This is a genomic window from Bacillus sp. Cr_A10 (assembly GCF_029222665.1).
Lineage (GTDB): Bacteria > Bacillota > Bacilli > Bacillales_A > Planococcaceae > Psychrobacillus.
Window position 1 is genome coordinate 145234 of the sequence record NZ_JARHXR010000021.1, and the last position, 26927, is coordinate 172160.

The 26927-nt window shown below is 37.1% G+C and carries 21 protein-coding genes; all 21 read right to left on the reverse strand.

Annotated features, from left to right (window positions below):
- Nucleotides 1-30: 30 nt before the first annotated feature.
- A complete protein-coding gene (gene ltaS / locus P2Q73_RS18855) occupies nucleotides 31-2001 on the reverse strand; it encodes a lipoteichoic acid synthase (RefSeq protein WP_275790015.1) in 1971 nt (656 codons plus the stop codon).
- Between the two features lie 376 nt (nucleotides 2002-2377).
- On the reverse strand, nucleotides 2378-3229 hold the full coding sequence (locus tag P2Q73_RS18860; protein ID WP_275790017.1) for a DegV family protein: 852 nt from the start codon (nucleotides 3227-3229) through the stop codon (nucleotides 2378-2380).
- Between the two features lie 346 nt (nucleotides 3230-3575).
- On the reverse strand, nucleotides 3576-4244 hold the full coding sequence (locus P2Q73_RS18865) for a Type 1 glutamine amidotransferase-like domain-containing protein (protein WP_275790020.1): 669 nt from the start codon (nucleotides 4242-4244) through the stop codon (nucleotides 3576-3578).
- Between the two features lie 934 nt (nucleotides 4245-5178).
- Nucleotides 5179-6141, reverse strand: coding sequence for a tRNA dihydrouridine synthase (locus P2Q73_RS18870; protein WP_275790022.1), 963 nt, complete (start codon nucleotides 6139-6141; stop codon nucleotides 5179-5181).
- 321 nt (nucleotides 6142-6462) lie between these two features.
- Nucleotides 6463-7824, reverse strand: coding sequence for a 23S rRNA (uracil(1939)-C(5))-methyltransferase RlmD (rlmD, locus tag P2Q73_RS18875; RefSeq protein ID WP_275790025.1), 1362 nt, complete (start codon nucleotides 7822-7824; stop codon nucleotides 6463-6465).
- Nucleotides 7825-8038: 214 nt separating this feature from the next.
- Nucleotides 8039-8743, reverse strand: coding sequence for a YjjG family noncanonical pyrimidine nucleotidase (locus P2Q73_RS18880; protein WP_275790028.1), 705 nt, complete (start codon nucleotides 8741-8743; stop codon nucleotides 8039-8041).
- Between the two features lie 152 nt (nucleotides 8744-8895).
- Nucleotides 8896-9003 carry a cytochrome bd oxidase small subunit CydS family protein gene (gene cydS / locus P2Q73_RS20480; RefSeq protein ID WP_371256596.1) on the reverse strand — a complete coding sequence of 36 codons (108 nt, stop codon included), beginning with the start codon at nucleotides 9001-9003 and terminating at the stop codon, nucleotides 8896-8898.
- Nucleotides 9004-9015: 12 nt separating this feature from the next.
- Nucleotides 9016-10041, reverse strand: coding sequence for a cytochrome d ubiquinol oxidase subunit II (locus P2Q73_RS18885; protein WP_275790031.1), 1026 nt, complete (start codon nucleotides 10039-10041; stop codon nucleotides 9016-9018).
- On the reverse strand, nucleotides 10038-11384 hold the full coding sequence (locus P2Q73_RS18890) for a cytochrome ubiquinol oxidase subunit I (RefSeq protein WP_275790034.1): 1347 nt from the start codon (nucleotides 11382-11384) through the stop codon (nucleotides 10038-10040). The genes P2Q73_RS18885 and P2Q73_RS18890 overlap by 4 nt, the downstream gene beginning before the upstream one ends.
- A 235-nt stretch (nucleotides 11385-11619) precedes the next feature.
- Entirely contained in the window at nucleotides 11620-12531 is a 912-nt protein-coding gene (locus P2Q73_RS18895) for a diacylglycerol kinase (protein ID WP_053591912.1), read from the reverse strand.
- 124 nt (nucleotides 12532-12655) lie between these two features.
- Nucleotides 12656-13219, reverse strand: a complete 564-nt coding sequence (locus tag P2Q73_RS18900) for a thioredoxin family protein (protein WP_275790038.1) — start codon at nucleotides 13217-13219, stop codon at nucleotides 12656-12658.
- Between the two features lie 297 nt (nucleotides 13220-13516).
- Nucleotides 13517-14944: an Asp-tRNA(Asn)/Glu-tRNA(Gln) amidotransferase subunit GatB gene (gatB, locus tag P2Q73_RS18905; RefSeq protein ID WP_275790041.1), complete on the reverse strand. Its 1428-nt coding sequence runs from the start codon at nucleotides 14942-14944 to the stop codon at nucleotides 13517-13519.
- Nucleotide 14945: 1 nt separating this feature from the next.
- The gene (gatA, locus tag P2Q73_RS18910; protein ID WP_275790044.1) at nucleotides 14946-16409 is read right to left on the reverse strand and encodes an Asp-tRNA(Asn)/Glu-tRNA(Gln) amidotransferase subunit GatA; all 1464 of its coding nucleotides are present in this window, start codon (nucleotides 16407-16409) and stop codon (nucleotides 14946-14948) included.
- 21 nt (nucleotides 16410-16430) lie between these two features.
- Nucleotides 16431-16721: an Asp-tRNA(Asn)/Glu-tRNA(Gln) amidotransferase subunit GatC gene (gene gatC, locus P2Q73_RS18915; RefSeq protein WP_053591908.1), complete on the reverse strand. Its 291-nt coding sequence runs from the start codon at nucleotides 16719-16721 to the stop codon at nucleotides 16431-16433.
- A gap of 76 nt (nucleotides 16722-16797) precedes the next feature.
- Nucleotides 16798-17934, reverse strand: a complete 1137-nt coding sequence (locus P2Q73_RS18920) for a CamS family sex pheromone protein (protein WP_275790048.1) — start codon at nucleotides 17932-17934, stop codon at nucleotides 16798-16800.
- 12 nt (nucleotides 17935-17946) lie between these two features.
- Complete coding sequence (gene ligA, locus P2Q73_RS18925) at nucleotides 17947-19950, reverse strand: NAD-dependent DNA ligase LigA (protein WP_275790051.1); 2004 nt, start codon at nucleotides 19948-19950, stop codon at nucleotides 17947-17949.
- A gap of 22 nt (nucleotides 19951-19972) precedes the next feature.
- Nucleotides 19973-22204, reverse strand: coding sequence for a DNA helicase PcrA (pcrA, locus tag P2Q73_RS18930; RefSeq protein WP_275790054.1), 2232 nt, complete (start codon nucleotides 22202-22204; stop codon nucleotides 19973-19975).
- 68 nt (nucleotides 22205-22272) lie between these two features.
- The gene (gene pcrB / locus P2Q73_RS18935) at nucleotides 22273-22953 is read right to left on the reverse strand and encodes a heptaprenylglyceryl phosphate synthase (protein ID WP_275790056.1); all 681 of its coding nucleotides are present in this window, start codon (nucleotides 22951-22953) and stop codon (nucleotides 22273-22275) included.
- Between the two features lie 238 nt (nucleotides 22954-23191).
- Complete coding sequence (locus P2Q73_RS18940; protein ID WP_053591903.1) at nucleotides 23192-23524, reverse strand: YerC/YecD family TrpR-related protein; 333 nt, start codon at nucleotides 23522-23524, stop codon at nucleotides 23192-23194.
- A gap of 31 nt (nucleotides 23525-23555) precedes the next feature.
- Nucleotides 23556-24605, reverse strand: coding sequence for a DUF3048 domain-containing protein (locus P2Q73_RS18945; protein ID WP_275790059.1), 1050 nt, complete (start codon nucleotides 24603-24605; stop codon nucleotides 23556-23558).
- 10 nt (nucleotides 24606-24615) lie between these two features.
- Entirely contained in the window at nucleotides 24616-26346 is a 1731-nt protein-coding gene (locus P2Q73_RS18950; RefSeq protein ID WP_275790101.1) for an adenine deaminase C-terminal domain-containing protein, read from the reverse strand.
- Between the last annotated feature and the right edge of the window lie 581 nt (nucleotides 26347-26927).

The following is a 26927-nucleotide window of genomic DNA, read 5'->3' on the forward strand; positions in this document are numbered from 1 at the left end:
GAGATATCTTACTCCTAATATTGAAAGAATCTATTTTTCTTCGTTATCAGTTTCCTCTGTTATATCCTTATTATAATTGTACTGAGAAGGATCAACTTTAGTAAAACCTTCCGGTGTATAGAATCTCAATAAGTCACCATTCACAACTTTATCAGATAATTGTAATTTATAATCTACTACTTTTTTATACTCATTCGCTTTTTCTAATTGATTATCATCTAGTGGTAAACCAGTTTTAGCATCATAGAATTTCCCATCAATTGAATAGATAGTAGGACTGACATAATCATCATTTCTAAACGTTACTACCTCATTATGTTCTTTTGATAATAAGTCGGTACCAAATTGAACATAATTTTGTGATTCAATTCCAAGTAAGTGTAATAAGGTCGGAAGAAGGTCAATTTGCCCTCCGTAAGTATGATTGACTCCACCTTCACCTTGCATTCCTGGGACGTGAATAATTAATGGTACACGTTGTAAATTAGCACTTTCATAAGGTGTAACTTCTTTTCCGATGATTTGTTCCATGGCTTTATTGTGATTTTCTGAAATACCGTAATGGTCACCATAAAAAACAAGCATACTGTTATCATATAAGCCTGACTTTTGTAATTCACCAATGAACTGTTCAATCGCTTCATCCGCATAACGAGCAGTTTGGAAATAATCATCTACACTTGCATCACCAGTATCAGCTTTACCAATTGTTGTTAAGTCTTGATTCATTTTATATGGATAATGGTTCCCAACCGTAATAAATTTCGAATAGAAAGGTTGAGGTAAAGTTTTTATTAGATCTAATGATTGTTCAAAGAATGGCTTATCCAATAAACCATATTCAGCCATATCTTCTTCAGAACTAGTGTCATAATAATTGGCATCAAAGAAATGGTCATAGCCAAATGATTTATAAATCTCATTACGATTCCAGAAACTTCCGCTATTACCATGGAATACAGCAGATGTATAGCCATCCTCTTTTAATATTGCAGGAGCTGCTTGATACGTATTCTGACCTTTTGTAATAAATGCAGAGCCTTGCGGCAAACCAAATAAAGAGTTTTCAAGCATAAATTCAGCATCCGAAGTTTTACCTTGAGCTGTTTGATGGAAGAAGTTATCAAAGTATAGTGTATTCGGATCTTTAGTTAATGAATTTAAGAATGGCGTTACTTCTTCACCGTTTAATTTATAGTCAATCAAAAAGTTTTGGAATGACTCCAAATGGATATAGATGACGTTCATCTCTTTTGCTGCGCCAAAATATTCTGGGTTAGGCTCCGCATAGTTTGATTTTGTATAGTTAATAACTTCTGTCATATCATCGCTATCAGCTAAAACCCTTTGTGAAGAGGCCTTTATAGTTTCAGTAGCGTCATAGATAGTATAGTTATACATTCCTAAATACTTAACAATATAGCTTCTATCAAAACCACGAGTTAATAACTGTGGACGATCAAAGTTAGCTAGTCCTAAATTTAAAGCAGATATCCCTATTGCAAAAGCTATCACTGCAATTGCTTGTTTGTATCTAATTTTACTATTATCTTTTTGTATTTTTTTAGATAACCATAGGTAAATCAATAAAAATACATCAATAAAGAACAATATATCGTATGGTTTTAATAAAGAAATAACACTACCGCCTAAGTCTCCAAAGTTTTGCGTTTGAGTAATGGTTGGTATTGTAATAAAGTCACTAAAAAATCTATAATAAACTGCATTTGCATATAAAAGAATGGACATAAGAGAATAAATTACAACAAGTAATGCATATTTCCCTCGTCCTTTGAAAATGAATGAAAATCCAAGAAATAACATAGCTGAACCCAATGGATTCAAAATTAAAAGGAATTGTTGAAGGATTCCTTCTACCCCTAAATTAAACTGTGTTACTTGTATGATATATGTTTTAATCCATAGCATGAAAACGGCAAATAAATAAAAACCAAAAAACTTGTTTAAAGAGACAGCTTTTTTATTATATAAACTTTCCATTTATTCACCCTCCTATTAGTTTAATAATTAAGTTTTACATTAAAAGATTAATTTGGTAAAATATAATTTTACTATAATTTTTACAGAGCTAGTACATCCTACATTATGTTAGGAATTCTGTCAAGTACTTATTTCTCTATATCGTACTTTTATTTAACTTATTGAATGGATATTCTGACTTAAACTGTCAATGATGTTCCATGTTCATTATTTACCAAAATAGACGAATAATATCCTCCAACATTAAATTATCAAAACAAAAAAACGGATTCCTATATAGGAATCCGTTTTTGATTATAACTACACTAACACCAACCACGCGACCGCTAATTATTAGTAACTTTATATGTAAAGGATGTTTTTTTCAGGACTGTTTCTAATGTTCAAGACCTGCAATGCCGAAGCCCCCAGGTCCAGAGTGAGTAGAAATCATAGCGCCTGCTTGAATCCATATTACATTTTCAAAACCTGATTGATTTGCGATTTCATTCATCCGCTGCTTGATACTTTCACTGAGTCCGATTGAATATATAAAATAAAGTTGTTCTCTATCAATATTATATTGATTTAAATAATCTCGCATGAGTTTTTCTGCAACTCCACTCATTTCCCCACGGTATTTTCTAATTGAAACAAGATTCCCTTCTATTAATTCAATACAAGGTTTTATTTTTAACAACGCCCCGCCGAGATAAGCAATATTACTAACGCGTCCACCAGCTCTTAAAAATTCTAAGCTGCCGGGTACGAAAGCCAGTCTTGATTTAGGAACCTTTGATTTTATTTTTTCTATGAATTGTAAAGGTTCAATTGCAGGTTCTTTCTCTAGCATAGTAACCGCATCCATCACAATTGCAGTTAATCCACCAGTAACATTCAAAGCATCAATTAAGAAAAGATCTTCAAAATCTTCTGCCGCAATTAACGCATTTTGAAAGGAAGAAGATGCTTTTGATGTATAACCAATGTGAATAATGATGCTTTCAGGAAATTTTTCTCTAATTCTCGTAAAAAATTCTTGATATTCATGAACATTAGTGGCCGTTGTAGATGGTATCTTTTTTGTGCGATCATGAAAGTCATAAATTTCTTTTACGGATAGATCACCATCTAAATAGTCATGTCCATCCATGATGACATGCATCGGCACCACCTGAACATCATGTTTGTCTGCTAAATCTTTTGGTAAATCCGCTCCACTCTCTGTCGATAAAATAATCCTACTCAATTGTACATCCCCCTAATTAACACACTACGATTTACTCTAACTATACACTAAATGGGAAAATCATTCGTTAAATCTTCAGAAATTTTTAAACTTTGAAAGACTTCGATTTCATACAATGCTCCATTAGTATGAAGAGAACACACTCTTAGGGTACGCGTGAACTCTAGTGGGAAAATATCACACCAATAAAAAAATTCTAATTTCGTAATAGTTTTTACGAAATTAGAATCAAATTAAAAAGTATATTTACTGGTACTTGAACTGAATCCCAATGAATACCTCAACATTGATCTGAAGTACTCGGTGCATTCGAGATTGTACCCAAGAAGCTAGCAGCATAGTAAGGTCATGGCGTAAACAGTTTCCAATGCCCTTCGGATACAACTTCGACCGCTCCATCGATTACTTTGATAGCGGTTTGATCATCAATTGCATACGCCGGCCCTTGCATCCCATTGGCCCATCTCTCTGCAGCAGCCATCGTGTTTCCCGGCAGCATCTCGTGATCCAGGTGCGGAAACATAGCAAAGTCGACCAGACTCAGCGTTTCATCACCTCCATTGGGTGGAGTCCAGCCAACGAAGTATTCCCCGATGTTAGGTGCCATCACCATGCTCCCAGCACTCATTCCCACATAGACTGCGTGCAGCGACGGCAAGAGGTCTGCCAGCCCGGATTGCCGCATCCAGTGGCACAGGTAGAGGGCGTCGCCGCCCGCCACCAGCAGGACGTCCGTCTCCCGAACCAGCGGCACCCAGCGGTCTTCGTCGATGCTTGGCAGCGCTGTGAGCTCAAGCACGCCGACGGACTTCCATCCCAGGTCGACCATGGGATTCTCGGAATTCCCGCTGATGAACTGCCAGGCATTGACGCCGGGGCCGACCCAGGGGTGTCCGTACATCGCGGTGGGAATGCACAAGGCGCTAGACTCGGCAATCGGTTTGTCCAGCATGTCAACCAACGCGTCATGTATGCTTTTGTTATTGATGCCTGCAGATGTAAGTAGAAATTTCATAACTCACTCACCTCCTAGTCTTTTTGTGCGTCTAACGTATGCAGCTGCATGCTGTAACTTAATGTTTACTTCAGGGTCTAGCATGAGTCAAGAAAATTCTAAGTAGATTTGTAGTTTTCATAAGGCAAATGGGTCCCACTCGCGGGTTAATAAGTACCGATAACAATTAGTTTGATCAAACACAGCATGCATTTTCATTTGATAACTCCTATGAATGAAATAATTGGTAATTTCCATTTTCTAATTCTTAAAGTCATTAAATACTGAGCCATGATGTTTAGGAGCATTGACATAGAAACGTGAACTAGTGTGAGTGAAGCTTATGAACTCGGTTAAATATTGTCCAATCGTAATTGTTTTCACAATCACTCACCTTATGGTAATTATTCGATATTATTACGGAAAATCCTTCAAAAAAAGTACCATTCCAGTTAGGAATGGTACCAATTGAAGAAGTTGTATAGAACTATAAGGAAGCAAATAGTAAACTGATTACTTATCAATGTAGTGTTATGTCGCTAAATTCAAATAGAATAACGTAAAATAATTACCGTTTTCCCTTTTTGTGCAGTACGCTCAAAACTGGGGATTTTTGCAAAGGTTGAGGGGGTAAATCCCCCTTAATCATTTTTGAAAATTAACTGTAAAACGCACTCCACATGTGTTGAGTGTATGTGGCAACACAAGGGTGCTGGTGGGTTTAGTACATTTTTTAAGACCTTTTTCTTTCAGAAAACAGACTTGATCAAACTAAAACAAAAGTAAGTAAAACGTAACCTTTTTGAAGATAACGCAAAGCCACGAATCAAACAATAACAAAGGTTGCCAGCAGCAAAGGAACTTAAAACTGAATAAAATAAGTACACATGAATTGATGGGATTCATTTTTTCTCTAACTTTTTGAGAGGTACATCATTTCACTGTCCCCATCCCATCAACCTTCTTTTTCAAAGTTATCAAGCAATGCACGCACTTCATCTGTTGATTTCGTGCTCATCAATTGATTTCTCAATTCACCAGCTCCACGGAATCCTTTGACATAAATTTTGAAAAAGCGATGAAGCCCTGTGATTGAACGTGGTAGAGCTTCCGCATATTGATCTTGAAGATCAAGCTGCAGTCTTAAAAGATCAAGGTACTCTTTACTGCTATGCTCTTTTGGCTCTTTTTCAAAAGCAAAAGGATTTTTAAAAATACCTCGCCCGATCATAACGCCATCAATACCATATTGTTCAGCAAGCTGCAGCCCAGTTTGACGGTCAGGAATGTCTCCATTGATTGTTAGTAGTGTATTTGGTGCGATACGGTCACGTAATTTTTTGATTTCCGGAATTAGCTCCCAATGCGCATCTACTTGGCTCATTTCCTTTCTTGTACGTAAATGTATAGAAAGGTTCGCAATTTCCTGTTTTAAAATATGCGTTAGCCACTCCTCCCACTCATTTACATCGTTATAGCCAAGTCGTGTTTTCACGCTGACAGGCAGTCCGCCCGCTTTTGCTGCTTGAATAAGTTCTGCAGAAACGTCTGGACGCAGAATAAGTCCACTACCCTTCCCTCTCGATGCCACATTCGGTACAGGGCAGCCCATATTAATATCGATGCCTTTAAATCCTAGCTCTGCCATGCCAATACTCATTTGACGGAAATATTCGGGATTATCTCCCCAAATATGTGCCACCATTGGCTGTTCATCTTCTGTAAAAATCAAACGGCCACGCACACTTTTCATTCCTTCTGGATGACAATAGCTATCCGAGTTTGTAAACTCGGTGAAAAATACATCCGGTCTACCGGCTTCACTTACTACGTGACGAAAAACAACATCTGTCACATCTTCCATTGGTGCAAGTACAAAAAATGGTTTCGGTAAATCCTCCCAAAAATTTTCTGTCATATTTAAATTCAAATCCTCTCATTATGGTTACATAGTGTTTCAATTTCTTTAACACTTATGCCATGTGTAATAATTAATAGATTAGGTCCACCAGTACCTAATAGAGTTAGGTATATCTGTGGACATTCGAGTTAAAGGTATTAAATCATTTTTAAAGTATAACCTAGCTTTATTAATTTATCTTCACACAATGTCATTTTATACTTTTAACAAATTTTCTCCTACAATATTAGCTTGATTTATATGGTAAATGTAAAAGCAGATTATTTAGAAATACATTATCGTACTTCTAAACCATCTGCTTTTTATATTCATTTTAAATTATACTAACTCCAAACACGCGACCGCTTCACAATGTGTTGTCTGTGGGAACATGTCTACTGGCTGAATTTCTTTTGTTTTATATCCACCATCTTCTAAAATACGCAGATCACGGGCAAGCGTCGCTGGGTTACAAGATACATAAACGACTCTCTTCGGTCTCTGTTCAATTATCGTGTTGAGCAGTGCTTCGTCACAGCCTTTTCTAGGTGGATCGACTACTAATACGTCTGCAGTTTTACCTTCTTTGTACCATTTTGGAATGATTACTTCTGCAGGCCCTGCCTCGAAATATGTGTTAGTGAAGCCGTTCAACTCAGCATTTCTTTTAGCATCTTCAATTGCTTGTGGGACGATTTCTACCCCTAAAACTTGTTTAGCTTTTTGTGCTAGAAATAAAGAGATTGTTCCGATTCCACAATAAGCATCAATTACTGTTTCATCACCCGATAGCTGTGCATAGTCGAGCGCTTGTTTATAAAGAACTTCGGTTTGTTCAGGATTTACCTGATAAAAGGATCGTGCAGATATTTCAAAACGTACATTACCGATTAAATCTTCAATAACCTGTTTACCCCAAAGAGTATTTGTTTCATCACCGAAAATAACGTTTGTATTACGTTTGTTTACGTTATGAACAATTGACGTAACATTCGGCTCCACCTTACGAATTAACTCAATGATTGCATCTTTTTTAGAGAGTTTTGGATGCCTCGTAACTAACACAACCATTACTTCCCCTGTTGCTCTACCTTTTCTAACAACAAGATGGCGTAACTGACCTTTCTTCGTATCTTCATTATATGGGATTAAATCCAATTGTAATGCGTTTTCTTTTACCTCACGCATTAATCGATCTGCTTCATCTGATTGAATTAAACAAGTATTCGTATCTGCAATACGGTGAGATTTCGATTGATAAAAACCGGAGAGTACTTGTCCATCTTCTAACGCAAAAGGTATTTGGGATTTATTGCGATATTCCCACGGCTTCTCCATACCTTTTACCGGAAGAACAGGAGCATCTATTTTCCCAATACGTTTCATGACATTTCGGACCATGTTTTCTTTCCATGCAAGCTGACCTTCATAGGATAAATGCTGTAATTGACAGCCCCCACACTCACCAAATACTGGACATGGTGCATCTACACGATAAGGAGATGTCTCTACGATATTGATTAATTTAGCGAAGCCGTAGTTTTTTAATGTTTTTAGCACATGAATTTCTGCCGTTTCGTTTGGTAAGCCACCTTGTATAAACAGTGGATATCCATCAACTTTAGCAACTCCTGCTCCATCATGTGTTAAATCTTCTATATGAACTGTGAGACGATCATTTTTTGTTACTGGTGTATTCACTTTATTTCTCCGTTCTAGTTTTGATTGATTTATTATACCATCAGGAACAATGGTTTTCAGTACATAAGGTACTTTTCCAACTAAAGCTCCCGTTTTTCCAACTAATCAACGAATTTTTCCAACTAAATGCTTTGAATTTCCAACTAAAACCTCTATTTTTCCAACTAAGCCCTATCCCGCAAAAAAAGAACCTCTATGTGGAGGCTCTTTTGCATTATTTTACTTCCATTACTTGCTTGTTTACTATATATGCGAGCTCTGACCAGGAATTGATTTCAAAGGTTGGCTTAATGTCTGTTGCATTCTGCTTTCTCTTTGGATTAAACCAGCAAGTATCAATTCCAAAATTATTCCCACCTTGAATATCGGAAGTCAGCGAATCCCCAATCATCAAAACACGTGAAGGATCAGAAATTTGGAGTTTGTCTAATGTATATTCAAAAATTTCTTTTTGAGGCTTTTGAAAACCCGTTTCTTCTGAAGTAATAACGGCTTCAAATAAATCTTTTAGCGATGAACCACTAACCCTAGCATGCTGTGCATCTTTAAAACCATTTGTTAGTAACGCAAATCTACAGTCGGTTATGCTCGCAAACATTTCCTCGACTCCGTCAATCATGTGAACTTCTTTCCCTAAATTTTCTATATACTTCTGACCAAAATCTGCTGGATCTATATCAAGCATATGCTCTATAAATAAACGTTTAAATCTCTCCACTTTAAGTTCTTCAAGAGTCGTACGACCATGCTCCAAGTCTTCCCATAATACTTTACTAATGGCTTTGTAACTTGAAAGATAATCATTTAACCCATTTGGGAATCCATATTCCTCAAACAAAAATTTAAATGCATTCTCTTCAGTCATCCCAAAGTCTAATAGCGTATCATCCAAGTCAAATAGTAATACATCGTATTTCATTTTATTTCCGCCCTTCATTTTATTACTAATCTTATTTTAACATATTGAAAAATGTCTGCTTTCAAGAAAAAGAACCCATCAATATGGGTTCTTTGGTTTTATCAATGGATTATTGGAGCAAATGGAAGCGACTCGCCTACTTTTGGGTTCTTCTACTTCTCGTCAGAGACTGCTCCATCTTTAGAAGCAGCCCAAAATGCTACAACAATTGCTCCAATCAGTACTATAAATGGTGCATAAAAAATAAGAAAGTCAGACATGTGAACTCCTCCTTATGCGTGATTGTCTTTTTTACCACGAACGTACTCTTTATTGAACAAGAATAGACGTAATAATAAATACAGAGACGGAATTAGTAGTGCAAGCCCTAATATGAAGGCAATAATTAACGATATTGCCATGGCTTCATTCGTAAAACTATCATAAATCGTTAAGTATGGATATAACAAATATGGACGATGTGCAAATCCATATGCAAAGAAGGCAATAAGAAATTGGCCTCCTAATAACCAAAATGCCATCCCGTAATTCTGTTTTTTGACTAATAACCAAACGGTTCCTATAAATAAAAGAAATGATAAACCGAATGCCCACCAAATTTCAAGCAAATTAGAATAGTGTTCTGGGTTATGTGTTCGTAGTTCTACCATAATTCCAAGTGCAGTTATTATGGTTGGAAATGCCCAAACTAGTGCATATTTACGCATTAATTTTGTTGCTTCCCGATCTCCTGCTTTGTTTGCATACCAAGTTAAGAAAACAGCTGATATATATAGAACTGCAGACAAACTAAGCACCACAATTGACCAAGTTAACGGACTCGTAAATAAAGCATAATAATCTAGCACTGGAGCATCGTTTACCATCGAGATAAATCCGCCTTCAGATATCGTCAGCACAATGGACAACGCTGCCGGAATAAATAACCCTGCCAACCCGTACATAAATGAGTATCCCTTATGTCCTCTAGAGCCATATGTCTCAAAAGCATAATACGATCCCCTAATTGCTAATAAAATGAGCGCAATACTTGCTGGTACTAGTAAAGTCGTTCCATAGTAAAATGCTGTTTTTGGAAAAAATCCAATGACCCCTACAAAGAAGAATACGAGAAACACATTTGTTACTTCCCAAACAGGTGATAAATAACGCTGAATAACATTCGTTAAAATATGCTGTCTTCCTGTTAATAAGCTATATGCATTAAAAAATCCAGCGCCAAAGTCAATAGAGGCTACAATCAAGTACCCAAATAAAAACGTCCATAATACCGTAATCCCGATGATTTCTAATGTCATGAAATATCACCGCCTCTTTCAGCATGTCGATCCTCTAGCTCTTGTTCCACTGGATTTTTTCTAAACATCCGAGTAAGAACTACAACACTTCCGATTCCAAGAACAATATATAACCCCGCAAATAAAACTAACATCGTATCTACATGTGCACTTGTTGTAGCTGCATCTTCTACCCGCATGATTCCTCTTAATATCCAAGGCTGTCTTCCTACTTCCGCTAACCACCAACCTGCTTCTATTGCAATTATCGATGCTGGTCCTCCTAAAACAATTAGCCAACGATAGAACCTCGAATCGACGAAAGTCCATTTCAGACGCTTACCTAGCCAGTACAATCCTGATAGAGCAACCATTCCCATTCCTATCGTCACCATTAAGTCAAACAAATAATGAATATGTAAAGGTGGTATTTCATCTTCTGGGAATTGGTCCAAACCGATTACTTCTGACGTCGGATTGCCATGTGCAAGAATACTTAAAGCAAAAGGGATCTTAATGGCGTATTTCACTTCGCCGTCATCCATAACTCCGTACAAGATTAAAGGAGCATTTTCTTCTGTTTCAAAATGCCATTCAGCCGCTGCTAATTTTTCAGGTTGGTATTCAGCTAAATACTTTCCAGAAAAGTCACCGATAATAGCAGTAGCTATTGCAAAAATAAGTCCTACTTTCATCGTTAAATACAATGCTTTTTTATGATAAATATGATTTGAACCTTTTAGTAAACGGAAAGCTGCTATTGCTGCCAAAACAAAGGCAGCAGTCATATAAGCAGTTACGACTACATGCGCAACTTTTGTAGGCATCGCAGGGTTGAACATCGCTAAAAGTGGGCTAATATTCACTAACTCGCCGTCCACTACATCAAATCCCTGTGGTGCATTCATAAATGCATTTACAATTGTAATAAATACAGCGGAAGCAGATGCACCGATTGCAACAGGAATTAGTAACAATAAATGCTTCTTTTGATTCTCAAATCGGTCCCATGTGTATAAATAAATTCCGAGGAAAATCGCTTCAAAAAAGAAAGCAAAAGTCTCCATAAATAATGGAAGTGCAATAATATGACCTGCAAGCTCCATAAAGTTGGGCCAAAGTAAAGAAAGCTGCATGCCAATGGCTGTTCCAGTTACTACTCCAACTGCAACAGTTATGACAAATCCTCTAGCCCAACGTCTTGCCAGTAATATGTAATGTTCATCATTTTTCTTAATACCCACCCACTGGGCAATCATAATCATTAAAGGTACACCTACACCGATGGTTGCATAAATAATATGAAAAGATAAGGTCAATTCGGTTAATACGCGACTAAAAAATACTGCTTCTTCATTTCCCATCTATTAAACCTCCTCAACTTCCAAATATTCTACCCATAATGGACAGCATCATAATCCCAGCAACAACAAAAGCTAGCCACATTAAATATTTTTCTTGTTTTTTATACATGCCTTCCACTCCTTCGATACAATACCATTCCCTCTCATAGTTAATTTATAACCTATTCCCGGTGAAATATAACTAAAGTGAATGAATAAAACCCAGCATGCTCTTAAAAGAGTGCTGGGTTTATTTTTAAGGTCTATCTTGTTCACGTATTTCATCAATTGGCACAAAAACCTCTACATGTCTATATAAGTTTTTAAAGGTCGCTGGAATAGTGCCACCATATTCCCCATCCAAATTAAGAAGTACTTTATCTTCAGATGTAACCGTTATATGGGTAGCTTTCTCTGAAATAACGAGTGGATCATTTAAATGCTCCCCACGAATTGCTAAAGTAGCAAGGCGAATAAACTCGGCCATATTACATTTCTTTAAAATTAGCAAAGTAAATTTTCCATCATTTATACTTGAATTTGGTGCGAGTTTTTCAAAGCCACCGACAGAATTTGTTAAGCCAACCAAGAACATCATTGCCTCATCTTCAAAAACTTCCCCATCATATTCAATCTTTACTTTTGTAGCATTAATGGAAGGTAGCATTTCTATCCCTTTTAAATAGTATGCAAGCTGGCCTAGCATCGTTTTTAGCTTACTTGGAACTTCATAGGTAAGCTCTGTAATCCTTCCACCACCTGCAATATTGATAAAGTAGCGACCATTTACTATTCCAACATCAACAGGAATCGTATCGCCTTTCACAATAATATCCACTGCTTTATGGATATCACGTGGAATATGTACTGCCCTCGCAAAATCGTTTGTAGTTCCCATCGGAATTAGTCCGATTTTAGGTCGATTTTCAAATTCACTCACTCCGGCAACTACTTCATTCAACGTTCCATCTCCACCAGCAGCAATAACTATATCAAAATCTCTTTGAACTGCATTCTTTGCTGCTTCTATAGCATCTCCTTCACCTGTCGTAGCATGACAAGACGTTTCGTACCCTGCAATTTCTAGAGCTTCCAGTACTTCAGGTAAGTGTTTTTTAAAGAGCTCACGACCAGAAGTTGGATTGTATATGATTCGTGCACGTTTCATACAGATTTCCTTTCCACTTTACAATTTCTTCATGTCATATAGACACTAATTCTTAACAAAAGGTTCCCTTTAATTAACATTAAAAGAGCCGACTAATGCCGACTCCAACTACTTTTAATTGTGTTTATTTTTGTAGTGCTTGTAACCAGTTGCTACGAATATCTTCGTAAACAGCTAAATGGAAGTCTTTGTTCTCCACAAATTCCTTTGTCATTTGCTCAAAGAAAGCTTTTTGAATCTCTTCAAAAGTTGGATCTTCTTTTGGTGGGAACTTTTCTCGGTTTTCTGTTACAAATTGCTGAACTTTTTCAGCACGAGGTCCCCATTTAGATATTACCTCTCCATTTTCATTTAGCAATAAATAAACGGGAATAGAACGACCACCGTTCGTTAAATATTGATCAATTAAATCTAGGTTTTCATCGCGATAGACAGCTCGTACCTCAATATCAGCAGCTTCCGCAATTCTACGTAAAATCGCATTATTCATCATAGCATCCCCACACCAGTCTTCTGTAATAACAAGTATATGTGGATTTTTTTCATTTAAAACGCTAATAAATTCATCATCCGCAGGGACTTCAAATTTTTCATAAATACTAAATGATTCCTCTTTTTTCGTCGTCATATCATCCATATATTGTGTAAGTGGTTTAGCTTGCTCGAAATATTGTTGTTCTGTATGCATTTGAGAAACCCCCTTTTATTTTTAGTATACTTCGTTCAGTCGGCTAATTCAAATTAGTTGGTTCCTTGTGATAATCGGGTGGTTCTATTCAATATTCGGATGGCCCACGAATATTCGGATGGCTTCTCCTTATTATCGGTTGGTTCAATTCAATAATCGGATGGCTTATTCTATTAACCCACGAATAATCGGATGGTCTACTCCATTTATCTATCTGTTGGACTATTCTTTTTATAAGATGGCTTTCCTCAAAAAAAGACCGACTCAAAATGTTCATTTTGAGTCGGTCATTATCATTTAACGTTTCACAATTTCTTCTTGTAAGATTTTATTTACAAGTGGTGGGTTTGCTTGTCCTTTTGTTGCTTTCATGATTTGTCCAACAAGGAAGCCGATTGCACGGTCTTTACCGTTTTTAAAGTCTTCAATCGATTGTGGGTTGGCATCAAGTGTTGAAATAACAATTTCACGAAGTGCGCCTTCGTCTGAAATTTGTACTAAGCCTTTAGCTTTTACAACTTCTTCTGCTTCTCCGCCGTTATCCGCAAGCTCTTTAAATACTTTTTTCGCAATTTTAGAAGAAATGGTACCATCGGAAATTAACTTAATCATTCCTGCAAGATTTGCTGGAGTTAATTTAGTATCTTTCAATTCTATTTGGTCTGCATTTAAGTAAGCAGAAACTTCACCCATTAACCAGTTGGAAGCAAGCTTTGAGTCTGCTCCAAGGGCAATAGTTTCTTCAAAGAAGTCGGACATTTCTTTTGTTAATGTTAGAACCATTGCATCGTAAGCAGGCAATCCTAGCTCTTCGATATAACGTTTTTTACGAGCGTCCGGAAGTTCTGGGATTTCTGAACGTACACGTTCTAACCAAGCGTCATCAATTACGATGTCTACTAAATCTGGCTCAGGGAAATAACGATAATCGTCAGTACCTTCTTTAACACGCATAAGAATGGTTTTACCCGTTTTTTCATCATAACGACGAGTTTCTTGCTCAATTACTCCACCTGAAGTAAGTACTTGTGCTTGACGTAGTTCTTCATGCTCTAGCCCTTTACGTACGAAGTTGAAAGAGTTTAAGTTTTTCAATTCTGTTTTAGTACCAAATTTTTCTTGTCCATATGGACGTATAGAAATGTTAGCGTCACAACGTAAAGATCCTTCTTCCATTTTACAATCAGATACACCTGTATATTGGATAATAGACTTTACTTTTTCCAAGTAAGCATATGCTTCTTCAGGTGTACGAATGTCTGGCTCAGATACGATTTCTACAAGAGGAGTCCCTTGACGATTGAAGTCAACTAAAGAGTAGCCATCCGCATGTGACAATTTCCCAGCATCTTCTTCCATATGAAGACGAGTAATTCCAATACGTTTTGTCTCTCCGTTTACTTCAATTTCAACCCACCCGTTTTTACCAATAGGCTTATCAAATTGTGAAATTTGGTACGCTTTCGGATTGTCTGGATAGAAATAGTTTTTACGGTCAAACTTTGTGTTTTGTTCGATTTCCATGTTTAATGCAAGAGCTGCTCGCATTGCATAATCGACTACGTTTTTATTTAATACTGGTAGTACTCCTGGATACCCAAGATCGACCACTGTTGTATTTGTATTTGGTTCTGCACCAAAGTGATTAGGTGCCGCTGAGAAGATTTTTGAGTTAGTTTTCAACTCTACGTGTACTTCTAATCCAATAACTGTTTCAAAGTTCATGTTATTTTCCCTCCCAAATTTGAGGAGTTTGTTTATGGAAATCAGTCGCTTGCTCGTAAGCATGAGCTACGCGATAAATTGTCGACTCATCAAAGTAATTACCGATAATTTGTAAGCCCAGTGGTAGTCCATTTTCAAATCCACATGGAATAGAAATAGCAGGTACACCTGCAAGGTTAATCGGAATAGTTAAGATATCATTTGCATACATCGTTAATGGATCTTCAACCTTCTCACCAATTTTAAAAGCGGCTGTTGGAGCAGTAGGTCCGATAATAACATCATAATCTGCTAATACTTTATCGTAATCTTCTTTGATTAATGTACGAACTTGTTGCGCTTTTTTGTAATACGCATCATAAGTTCCTGCGCTTAACGAATAAGTTCCAAGCATTATACGACGTTTTACTTCATCCCCAAATCCTTGAGCTCTAGTTTCTTTGTAAAGTTCCATTAAGTTTTGTACATTCTCTGCACGGAAACCATAACGTATACCATCGAAACGAGAAAGGTTAGATGATGCTTCTGATGAAGAAAGAATATAGTATGTTGCTAAAGCGTATTTAGAATGTGGCAATGATACCTCTTCCCAAGTTGCGCCAAGAGATTCGAGTACTTTCAACGCGTCTAGAACGGATTGACGAGCTGCTTCTCCAACGCCTTCTCCTAAATATTCTTTCGGAACAGCAATACGAAGACCTTTAATATCACCTGTTAATGCTGCAGCAAAATTTGGTACTTCAACGTCCGCAGAAGTAGAATCATTAGAATCAATCCCTGAAATCGCCTCTAGAAGAAGTGCGTTATCTTCCACATTACGAGTGATTGGTCCAATTTGGTCTAGAGAAGATGCGAATGCAACTAATCCAAATCGAGAAACACGACCATATGTTGGTTTCATCCCGACAACACCACAATAAGCGGCTGGTTGACGAATAGAACCGCCTGTGTCAGAACCTAATGAGAAAGGAACTTCTCCTGCTGCGACTGCTGCTGCAGATGCACCTGAAGAACCACCAGGAACACGGTCCAATGCCCATGGGTTTTTCGTTGTTTTATATGCAGAGTTTTCATTCGAAGAACCCATTGCAAATTCATCCATATTTAACTTTCCGATTGTAACCATTCCTGCTGCTCGTAGCTTTTTCACAACAGTTGCATCGTAAATAGGATTAAATCCTTGTAGGATTTTACTTGCGCAAGTTGTTTCTAATCCTTCCGTTACGATGTTGTCTTTTACTCCGATAGGTAAACCAAATAATGGTCCACGTTCTTCGAAAGGAATTTGGTCTAATTCTGTAGCTTTTGCTAATGCTTTTTCTTCATCTAATGCTAGGAAAGCTTCTACACTTCCATCTAACTTTGCAACTCTTTCATAAGCTTCTTTAGTTAGATCATTGATCGTGATTTCTTTGTTATGTAATAGAGCTTGTAGTTCTTTCGATGAACGTTCAAATAACGTCATTAGTTTCCCTCCTCACACTTCTTAATCCATTATGGATGGTACTTTTACTTGACCTGCTTCTTGTTCTTTTACGTTTAACATCATTGTTTCTCTATCTAATCCCTTATTAGCTTTGTCTTCACGCATAACATTAACTAGGGGTAAAACATGAGAAGTTGGTTTTACATTCGTTGTATCCAACTCTTTTAATTGTTCAGCAAAATCCGTAATTGCACCAAGTTGAAGAGCAAATTTTTCTGCTTCTTCTTCCGTTATTGCAAGTCGTGCCAAATGTGCTACATGCTTTACTTCTTCCTTTGAAATATTCGCCATTATTTACACCTCCGAATTCAATAACCATAAGCAATATCATATCATTTTTCACTCTAGTTGAACAGAGTGCTACTTTTTATTGTGTATATATATGCACAAACGGATCTTCCTCGCCCGGTTTCTTAACCAATAACGCTTCTGTTCTGTCTAAGGAATTGACTTGAACTTCTACATTCATCGAAGTATTAAAGTGAGTTTTCACCAATCCTGCAAGATGCTGTGTAAAACCAATTACTTCGGCAGTGCCATAAAACTGAATAGGAATGTTTATCGTTAATTTCTGCAGCTGATTTTCTTTAAAATATCCAGTCCCAATAATGCTTGTGTAATTGGGAAAATACAACTCCACATCTTGTTTAAAGTTTCTGAAAATCGTATCTAAATCACGATATTTTTCTTTTGAATCTGCTGAAGGAAATAAAATATACTCCTCATTGACTTTCTGCCAATCGGAAACGTTTTTTCCACCAGGAGCTACGCTATAGGTGAAGTAGGTCCCTGGAACAACAGCATTCTTACTACTTTGTTTGAATAGACCAACAACAATTGGAATATTTGCTAGAGCTTCATCTTTTCGCATACGGGAAACTACCTCTTCTGCAATTCGTTTTCCGTTTTCTTCAATAAGTGCCTGAGATAAAGGCTCCTCAAACCATGCTCCATAGTCCTCTTTTTGATAATAGTATATAGAATTTAAAGCAAGTCCGACTGATACGCCTGCAAGTTTTACCGTATTATCTTCTTTTTTTAAATAGTTTTGTTCGACAATATGCGTAATATAAACAGGAGCTTTTTTTGCTTTCTCTTCACCAGTCAAACCTGCACTACTTGGATTTAATCCGCCTTCTGCTTGATTAGTTCTAGCTAACCATTTTTCTAACGTCTTTGTGTCTAAGTATTGGCCTTCCTGAAATAAATACGTATCCGGAGAAAACTCATTTTGAGAAATTCGAAGAAGCCCATTTTCTACTTCTTTCATATCGTATTTAGTCGCAAGATTTGATACAACTAGCCCTCTACTCGCACTTTCCTCATAAGGCATTAAAGTTCGGTAGTAAGTTTCATCTAATTGTAAACTTGGAATAATTACAGTTTTTGTCGTTTCTTTCTCTGTGTCTTGAATTACTTCCGTTTCTTCATCCAACCTAGGAGTACACCCAGAAACTATAAGCAATAAAATTAGACTGGATATTCCTATTAATTTTTTTGCCATGTTCAAACTCCTTTACTTCGGTAAATTGTCTAGCAGTTTTTGTTCATCCCAGATTTCAATTCCTAAGCTTGTTGCTTTTTCAAGCTTTGACCCTGCATCTTCTCCTGCAATGACTAAGTCCGTTTTCTTACTAACACTACCTGCGACATTTCCACCTAAATCTTCAATTTTTTCTTTTGCTTCTTGCCTTGTTAATTGTGTAAGTTTTCCTGTTAGAACAACCGTTTTATTAGCAAATGGGCTATTTTCTATTGCAGCTGCATCCACAATTTTACCCGTATAATGTAGAGTGAGGCCTGCTTCTTTTAATCTCTCGATTAACAGTCTTACTTCCTCTTGTTCAAAATAAGTCACAAGTGAATCTGCCATTTTATCTCCAATTTCAAAAACTGCCGTTAACTCTTCTTTCGTTGCTCTCATCAATGAATCGAAGCTATGAAATGTTTCCGATAAAATTTTTGCTGCTTTTTCTCCTATATGACGAATACCAAGTCCAAATAACACACGTTCCATTGAATTTGATTTGGAAGTTTCAATTGCTTGCACTAAGTTAGTTGCAGATTTCAATCCCATGCGCTCCAAACCAACTAAATCCTCTACAGTAAGCTTGTATAAATCAGAAACGTCCACAATAAGCTGCTCTCTAAATAACTGCTCCACCACTTTTTCCCCAAGACCTTCAATATTCATGGCATTTCTAGATGCAAAATGATAGATCCCTTCTTGGATTTGAGCAGGACATTGAGGGTTCACGCAACGTAGTGCAACTTCCTCTTCAATTCTAATTAATTCACTATCGCATACTGGACAATTTTTCGGCATTTCATACGGAATTTCTGTTCCATCTCGTTCCTCTGTAATTACGGATACTACTTCGGGAATAATATCTCCCGCCTTACGAATAATCACACGATCACCAATTCGTATGTCTTTTGCACGAATTAAATCTTCGTTGTGTAATGTGGCACGTTGGACAGTTGAACCTGCTACTTGAGCTGGTTCTAAAATAGCCGTTGGTGTCACAACTCCAGTACGGCCAACCGTTAAATCGATATTTATAATAGTCGTTAAGACTTCTTCTGCTGGAAACTTAAAAGCAATAGCAAAACGAGGACTTTTCGCTGTAAATCCTAGTTCCTCTTGCTGTGCATAGTCATTAACTTTTATTACGATACCATCAATCTCATACGGAATATCGTTTCTTTTAGCTGTCCATTCTTCAATAAATTGGAGTACTTCTTCAATAGAAGAACATTTTCTTGTTTCTTTATTTGTAGGTAGGCCTTGCTCTCTCATAAATTCTAATGCATCGGAATGTCGATCTATATTCTGATCTTCTCCGTCACCACCAAGTCCATATGCGAAGAAAGAGAGTTTTCTACTCGCTGCCATTTTAGGGTCCAATTGACGAAGAGAACCGGCTGCAGCATTTCTTGGATTTGCTAATAATTCTTCTCCTTTAGCTGCCCTTTCTTCATTTAGTTTTCTAAATGAAGCTTTTGGCATGTAAGCTTCTCCTCTTGCTTCCATCGTAACTCGGTCTTTTAAGCGTAATGGAATAGCTCCGATTGTTTTTATATTGCTTGTAATGTCTTCTCCAGTAGTCCCATCTCCACGAGTTGCCCCCCGCGTTAGAAGACCGTCTTCATATAAAAGTGATATAGCTAGTCCATCAATTTTCAACTCGCATACATACGTAGGTGTTTCATCAATAATACCACGGATTCTGCTATCAAAATCTCGGATATCCTCCTCATTAAATGCATTTGATAAGCTAAGCATCGGATTTGCATGCGTTACTTTTTTGAACCCCTCGATGATCGTTCCTCCCACACGTTGTGTAGGCGATTCCGGTAAAATGAGATCAGGGTTTTGCTCCTCTAATGCTATCAATTCATTTAAATACTGATCATATACTGCATCTGGGACAATGGGGTCATCCAACACATAATAGGCGTAACCATAGTCATATAAAAGCTTATGCAGCTCTTTTACTCGTTGTTCTAATTTATCCATGGGCTTTCCTCCACTGAGTGAATTATCCTTTTTCTATAGGTGCAAATTTAGCTAACAATCGCTTAATACCAGTTGGGCTTGGAAAGGCAATATCAAGCTCTGTATTTTCACCTTCGCCACGAACACTAACAACCATACCTATGCCCCATTTTTTATGCACTGCTTTATCCCCAACTTGCCAGCCCAACTTTTCTCCACCTGTCGATTGATAAGCAGGTCTTGAAACAGCAGCCCGCTGTGTTGTTGGAGATATTGCTCCAGAATCTCTATGTTTATTCATTCTTATATCTTTCGTCCATCCAACCACTTCAACTATGTCATCTGAGATTTCTGCTATAAAACGTGAAGGACTGTTGTAGCTACCACGACCAAAAATAGTACGTGATTGAGCGCAAGTAATAAATAATCTTTCCTCTGCTCTTGTAATTCCAACATACGCTAAACGACGTTCCTCTTCCATTTCATCATCGTCACCAATAGAACGAGAGTGTGGGAAAATATTCTCTTCCATACCAATGATGAAAACTACCGGGAATTCGAGCCCTTTGGCAGCATGCATCGTCATTAGAATAATATTCCCTTTGGAAGTGTCTTCCTCTTCGTCCAACTTATCAATATCTGAAATAAGTGCTAAATCAGTTAGAAAAGCAACAAGCGATTTATCGTCACTTTTTTCTTCAAAGGCTTTCGTAACAGATAAAAACTCTTCAATATTTTCTAATCGACTCTCTGCTTCAATGGTTTTTTCATTTTTTAGCATTTGACGATATCCAGTTTTCTCAAGCACCTGCTCCACTATTTCGGTTACAGATAAGAATTCCTGCATTTGTGTAAAGTTTTGAATCAGTCCGTGGAATTGAACGACGGAATTTACAGCACGAGCAGGTAATCCCATGAAATCAACTTCATTCAGTGCATCTAAAATTGAACGATCTTGTTCTAGTGCATACATCGCTATACGTTCAAAAGAAGTTGCACCAATATTCCTCTTTGGTTCATTAATAATACGTGCAAGTGATAAATCATCGTCATTATTGGCAATTAGACGAAGATACGCAAGTAGGTCCTTAATTTCTTTTCGATCATAGAACTTAGTTCCACCTACAATCGTATAGGCCATATTAGATTTAACGAGTACTTCCTCCATTACACGTGATTGTGCATTAGTACGATACAGAATAGCAAAATCATTTAATGTCCGATTTTCTTGCTCCATTAAATCTTGTATCTTTTGGACGACAAATTGCGCTTCCTGCTGCTCGTTATTTGCTCGAAACATTTCAATCTTTTCACCTTCGAGATTGTCAGTTCGTAGCACTTTTGGATATCTACTTGTGTTATTACCAATGACGTCATTTGCCGCTTGGAGGATTCTACCTGTCGAACGATAATTTTGCTCTAGCATAATTACAGTCGCATTCGGATAATCTTTTTCAAAAGATAAAATATTTTGGATGTCTGCTCCACGCCAACGATAAATAGATTGATCGGAGTCACCTACTACACAAATATTTTTAAATTTTTGTGCAAGCATTTGAACTAATTCGTATTGGGCCTTGTTTGTATCTTGGTACTCGTCCACATGAATATATTGAAATTTACTTTGATAATACTCCAGTACTTCTGGAACACGCTTAAAGAGCGTTAATGTCGTCATGATTAAATCATCAAAATCCAGAGACTGGTTTTTTCTTAAACGCTTTTCATACCCTTTATACACTTCTGCTACCGTTTTTTCGAATGGGTTAAATTCGTTCATTTGTGCTTTATACGTATCTGCATCTATACAAATATTTTTTGCGCTACTTATCGCATTTAGCATCGAACGTGGATCATACTTTTTAGAATCAATATTTTGTTCCTTTAAAATATTTTTAATAACCGTTAACTGATCGGTTGTATCCAATATTGAAAAGCTTTTAGAATAGCCAATTCTATCAATATTTCTTCGTAAAATACGTACACACATAGAGTGAAACGTAGAGACCCACATACTTTCACCTGTACCTGCACCTAAAATACCATTTATACGCTCGCGCATTTCACGCGCTGCTTTATTCGTAAAGGTTATCGCAAGTATTTTCGATGGATAAACTTCTTTCTCCACGATTAAATAAGCAATACGATGTGTTAAAACCCGTGTTTTACCGGATCCCGCTCCTGCCATAATGAGGAGTGGACCTTCTGTTGTTTTAACCGCTTTTTCTTGTTCTTTATTCATACCATTCAACAAGTTTTTTGCTATCAGTTCCATAATACACACTTCCTTAAAAGAACGTTTGTTCTTATTATTATACCGTTGAATAAGAAATTACTCAAATATCACTTAATAGCTTTTACAGTTTTCAAAGCTTCTGTTAAGTTTTCATAAACATGATTTCCTACAATGATTGCATCTGCATGCGCGGCCATTTCACGTGCTTGCTGTTCGTTTTGGATTCCTCCACCATAAAAAAGCTTTGTATGATCAAGACGAGATTTAACCTTCTTAACAATTTCCACGTCTCCATACATCCCGCTATATTCCATATAAAAAATAGGGAATTTAAAAAGATGCTCTACCATTTGTGCGTATGCTATAACATCATCATCAGTAGAAGGATGCTCAGCATGCGTCAGCTTAGCTGCTTTACAGTCAGGATTTAGAATACAATAACCCTCTGGAATAATTTCTTCCCAATTCATCACTTCTCCAAATTCCTTTGTGGCAGCATGATGTAAATCTTTTACCCATTTTGTATCTGTGCTATTTAAAATACTTGGAATAAAATAATAGTCAAAACCAGGAATAATCGACTCGATTGTTGATACTTCTAGCGCTACAGGTACCGCATAGCGCCGAATACGCATCAATAAATCTATAACGTTATCTAGTGTTACTCCATCCGAGCCACCAATCATAATCGCATCGGTTCCAGATTCACAGATCTTTTCTAACGCATCCGCACCAATTTCTTTTGCCGGATCCAATTTAAATATATGTCGCCACTCTTTATAATCCATTTCGTCACCTACATAAAATTTATATGAAATGCGTCAGACGCCGTTTAGCTACGCAATGTCGGTTACTGAGTAGGCAGTTCCACTAAAACCGAAGGAAACTGCATTTGACCTCGAGTAGCTGGTGTCTGAAGCTAGACAATACTGAATAGTAAAATCCACTCTTTCTCAAATCATTATAACAAAAAAACTGAACAGAGGCTTCTGTTCAGCAAATATCAGACTTTCTAGAAAATAGGTATCAATTGTCTACTTTGTCTCTTGGATTTTGAAAGGGCTGCTCATCTGGATACAAACGTCCAAGCATTTCATCATATGCTTCGTTTCCATAATCAAAGCAACGTCTCACACGTGAAATAGTTGCGGTACTTGCACCTGTTTCTTTTTTAATTGTTTCGTATGTTTTTTTCAATCTCAATAAATGGGCAACTTCAAATCGTTGTGCCAAAGATTGGATTTCACTTATTGTACATAGATCATCAAAAAATCGATAGCATTCTTCCATATCTTTTAACTCTAAAACCGCTTTAAATAACTGGTCTGTTTGATGTCCTTTTATTTTATCAATCTGCATATACTTTCATTCCCTTCACTTCAGTCTACTCTTAGGGTAAAAAATTCACCATATTTTCTAATCCGGGATTTGTTGGAACAAAACTTATCCATGACATTCCTTTTACAAGTTTTGCAGGAACCCCATTTTCCATTGGAACTAAAATTCCATCAACATTTTCCCATTCAATTTCTTTCATTATTCCTGCTTGGAAAAGATAAGCTCTTCCTCCATCATTTAAAGCCAAAGCTTGTCTTCCAGCATTATCAATCGTTTTATGTGGGATTTCCATGAATATTACATTCGATATTTTCACAGGTTCTTTTGTTTCTTTATCTGTTGTCAAATCTCCTGCTGATGTTCTTTCATAAATACCTTCTTCTTGTAAATACGTATATTGATTTTCAAAGCTTGCTCCATTACCGTAACGAATACTTATACTAGATACTGGATTACCAAGCTTTGCGCCTTCCTCCGAATCATAGAAAGATAGTTTAGGAATTTTGTGAAGCTCCATAGAAGCACCTATTTTATCTGCACCCGCTACTATATTGTCTTTTGTTATGTAGGAGTTGTGTGGCGCTTTACGCTCCTTCGACCTTTTAAACAGTATACCATCATATTGCATTCCATTAATATTATCAACGACTCGTGCATTTAACATTTTTTGAGCGTCCGGACTATATCCGTGGGCTATGTAAAAGGCATCCAGCCCTTGAGCAATCGTTACAAAATAATCTCGTGCACTTCTTACAGGACCAATCATGTCAGGTATCTCACTTTGATAAAGTGCAAGAAATCTCGTGACATTCCCTTCAGCAAGCATTTCATAAACAATGTCTGCTTGAGCAATACCAGATTGAGGACGTGCAAGAGGATGATTATTCATAGTTACAAGCACTGCTCTTTGTTTTGATTCAACTTCGGATCCGACTCCAGTAAAAGGAGCAATATAAGGAAGCTCTTTCTCTTCTATTTCCTCTTCTGCTGCTACTGGTTCTTCCACTATTTCTATTATATCTTCTGTCATCTCTTCTTTATCTGAACAAGCAACTAATAAAAGAATACTTATTGCAAATATAAAACCCCTTTTTTTGAACACAGTAATCCCCCTACCTCATAACAGCTGGAAATAGTACTTGTTTTTTCATTACATCGAAAATTCCTCGTTGTGTAATTCGAACATAAGGCAAATGTGTGGATTGCAAAAATAGCAATGTATAAATGGCATCACCATGCTTAAATCCTCTTGCTGCCAACTCTTTCTTTAAAAGAATCTCTTCTTCTATCAATTCTTCCATTGGTTTGTCAGACAACACTCCTCCAATTGGAAGTTTAAGAGAACAAATAACTTGATCGTCTTCTACAAGAACAATACCACCATTCATTTTCTTCATTTCTTGAAAGGCCTTTAGCATACTTTTTTTATTTTTACCAATTAATATTATATCCCCGGTATTTGAATAAGAGGATGCAAATCCTTTTAATGATGTTGCAAATCCTTTGATTAGCGTCGTAACTTTCCATTTACCGTTCCTGTCGATTAACATTAAAAAACTCTGATCATGTTTACTAGAGAGTTCGTTGTCTGTTGTATCAACTGATATAGAATACGGTTTTGTAATAACGTCGTTTACCATTTCAATTCCAAATGGCATGGAGAACTGAAAATCTGCATCTTTCAATTCAAAATTTAAATTTAAATCTGGCATATGAGACCAGTCTACTGGCGATAATCCATGCACTTTTTCTCCATCTCTTTTTAACCACACACCTTTGGATAAAACACTGATTGGCACTGGATTATTTTCATCTTTTAAAAAGTTTAATGTGGCAAATCTGCCAGTAGCAATTACGCCATGTAAGTTTGATAGATTGTAATATTTTGCAACATTAAATGATGCCATTAAATAAGCATCTACCGGTTTTACTCCCGCGTCTAAAGCTACTTGAATACATTTGTCCATTACACCATCTAGATGAAACGAAGGCGTAGCTCCGTCAGTCGTCATCATTAAATGATCAAAAATCTGAAGATCCTTCTCTAAAATTCCTTTAAGAAGAATTGGTAAGTCTGGACGAATAGAAGAATGTCTTAAAGTCACAGCATACCCGTGGAGAATCCGTCTCTCTACTTCTTCTATGGTCATAGCCTCATGATCCCCATCGGCTCCAAGTAATCGCATTCTAGCAAGTGTACGTTCCGATGCACCTGGGAAATGCCCTTCAATTTTCATGCCATTTGTCTTTGCTTGCTGCATCCAATACAACATTTGATCATCACCAGATTGCAGTCTAGGCCATCCAGTCAACTCACCACCCATAATCACATCTGGACGGTCAATCCATTCACCGATTGATTTAGAAGTAAACAACTTTTCTTCACTCTCTAATTCAGTTTGTGAATCAAATCGTGCCCACCAATAAAATGCAAAAGGTAATTTGTTTAACTCATCCATGATTGAAAACGCTTTCTTGTTTTCAAGTGACAAAAAGAAGACCAAGTTATCCGCAATAAAAGTTGTTGTTCCAAGCTGTGCAGCATAATCTGCAAAAGAATGAGGCTGATAAAGTTGAAATGGATGTACGTGAGGTTCTATATATCCCGGTACAATTTTTTGACCATTCGCATCATATACTTCCGTGGTTTCCGTAACTAATGGCATTTCATTACCAGTGTAGACGATTCGATCCTTCACGATCCAAATGTTTCCGGTAATCCATTTTTTTAAGTGGCTATGTAAATACGTTGCATTTTTTATAAGAATGTCAGGTGGCTTTGTTCCATTAACCACTTCTATCTGATGCCTAATCTCTTCAATTTTCCAAATTGGATATTGCATCGCATCCATTCTCCCTCCTGTAGTTTCGCTCATAAAAATAAATATAGCACATCACTTTAGTAAAGCAAAGTACCGAATTGTATTTTTAGTAAATTCTGAGAAAAAATATTTATTCTTAGAGTAGTTTAATAAAACAGTTAATTTTTCTATTAAACGATTTCAGATCCACGGAAGTGCGCTTGCCGCATGACGTGGAAGGCGCTGAAAAAGTCCTCAATGAGATTTCATCAACAATATATGAACGACAAGTTGTTCACATATTCGATTTTTATTTTGGCCCCTTAATTTCCGTTCCAGGCGGACGCGTTCCGCCGGCATGGCTTCAGCCGCTTCCCTCGCTACGCTTAGTCCAGGGTCTTCACCTCATGCACCTGACGCTTCGCTTTCGGTGCAGAAAACATTTGCTATTCCGGCTGGAGTCGCCGCCTTCCACTCCAATCAACTATTATCCGCTTTTCAATTAGAAAACCATCATGCCATTAAAAGAGCAAGTTTTTATCACTTAAACTTATTCAAATAGTATTTATATAAAATCGTTGATTAAGGCGATTCTCCTGCGGGAATAGCGTTGGCCGAAGACC

Coding starts and splice junctions, on each gene's coding strand:
- ltaS (WP_275790015.1), bottom strand. CDS start 2,001: ATGGAAAGTTTATATAATAAAAAAGCTGTCTCTTTAAACAAGTTTTTT.
- P2Q73_RS18865 (WP_275790020.1), bottom strand. CDS start 4,244: ATGAAATTTCTACTTACATCTGCAGGCATCAATAACAAAAGCATACAT.
- P2Q73_RS18870 (WP_275790022.1), bottom strand. CDS start 6,141: ATGACAGAAAATTTTTGGGAGGATTTACCGAAACCATTTTTTGTACTT.
- P2Q73_RS18880 (WP_275790028.1), bottom strand. CDS start 8,743: ATGAAATACGATGTATTACTATTTGACTTGGATGATACGCTATTAGAC.
- cydS (WP_371256596.1), bottom strand. CDS start 9,003: ATGTCTGACTTTCTTATTTTTTATGCACCATTTATAGTACTGATTGGA.
- P2Q73_RS18885 (WP_275790031.1), bottom strand. CDS start 10,041: ATGACATTAGAAATCATCGGGATTACGGTATTATGGACGTTTTTATTT.
- P2Q73_RS18890 (WP_275790034.1), bottom strand. CDS start 11,384: ATGGGAAATGAAGAAGCAGTATTTTTTAGTCGCGTATTAACCGAATTG.
- P2Q73_RS18895 (WP_053591912.1), bottom strand. CDS start 12,531: ATGAAACGTGCACGAATCATATACAATCCAACTTCTGGTCGTGAGCTC.
- P2Q73_RS18900 (WP_275790038.1), bottom strand. CDS start 13,219: ATGCATACAGAACAACAATATTTCGAGCAAGCTAAACCACTTACACAA.
- gatB (WP_275790041.1), bottom strand. CDS start 14,944: ATGAACTTTGAAACAGTTATTGGATTAGAAGTACACGTAGAGTTGAAA.
- gatA (WP_275790044.1), bottom strand. CDS start 16,409: ATGACGTTATTTGAACGTTCATCGAAAGAACTACAAGCTCTATTACAT.
- gatC (WP_053591908.1), bottom strand. CDS start 16,721: ATGGCGAATATTTCAAAGGAAGAAGTAAAGCATGTAGCACATTTGGCA.
- P2Q73_RS18920 (WP_275790048.1), bottom strand. CDS start 17,934: ATGGCAAAAAAATTAATAGGAATATCCAGTCTAATTTTATTGCTTATA.
- ligA (WP_275790051.1), bottom strand. CDS start 19,950: ATGGATAAATTAGAACAACGAGTAAAAGAGCTGCATAAGCTTTTATAT.
- pcrA (WP_275790054.1), bottom strand. CDS start 22,204: ATGGAACTGATAGCAAAAAACTTGTTGAATGGTATGAATAAAGAACAA.
- pcrB (WP_275790056.1), bottom strand. CDS start 22,953: ATGGATTATAAAGAGTGGCGACATATATTTAAATTGGATCCGGCAAAA.
- P2Q73_RS18940 (WP_053591903.1), bottom strand. CDS start 23,524: ATGCAGATTGATAAAATAAAAGGACATCAAACAGACCAGTTATTTAAA.
- P2Q73_RS18950 (WP_275790101.1), bottom strand. CDS start 26,346: ATGCAATATCCAATTTGGAAAATTGAAGAGATTAGGCATCAGATAGAA.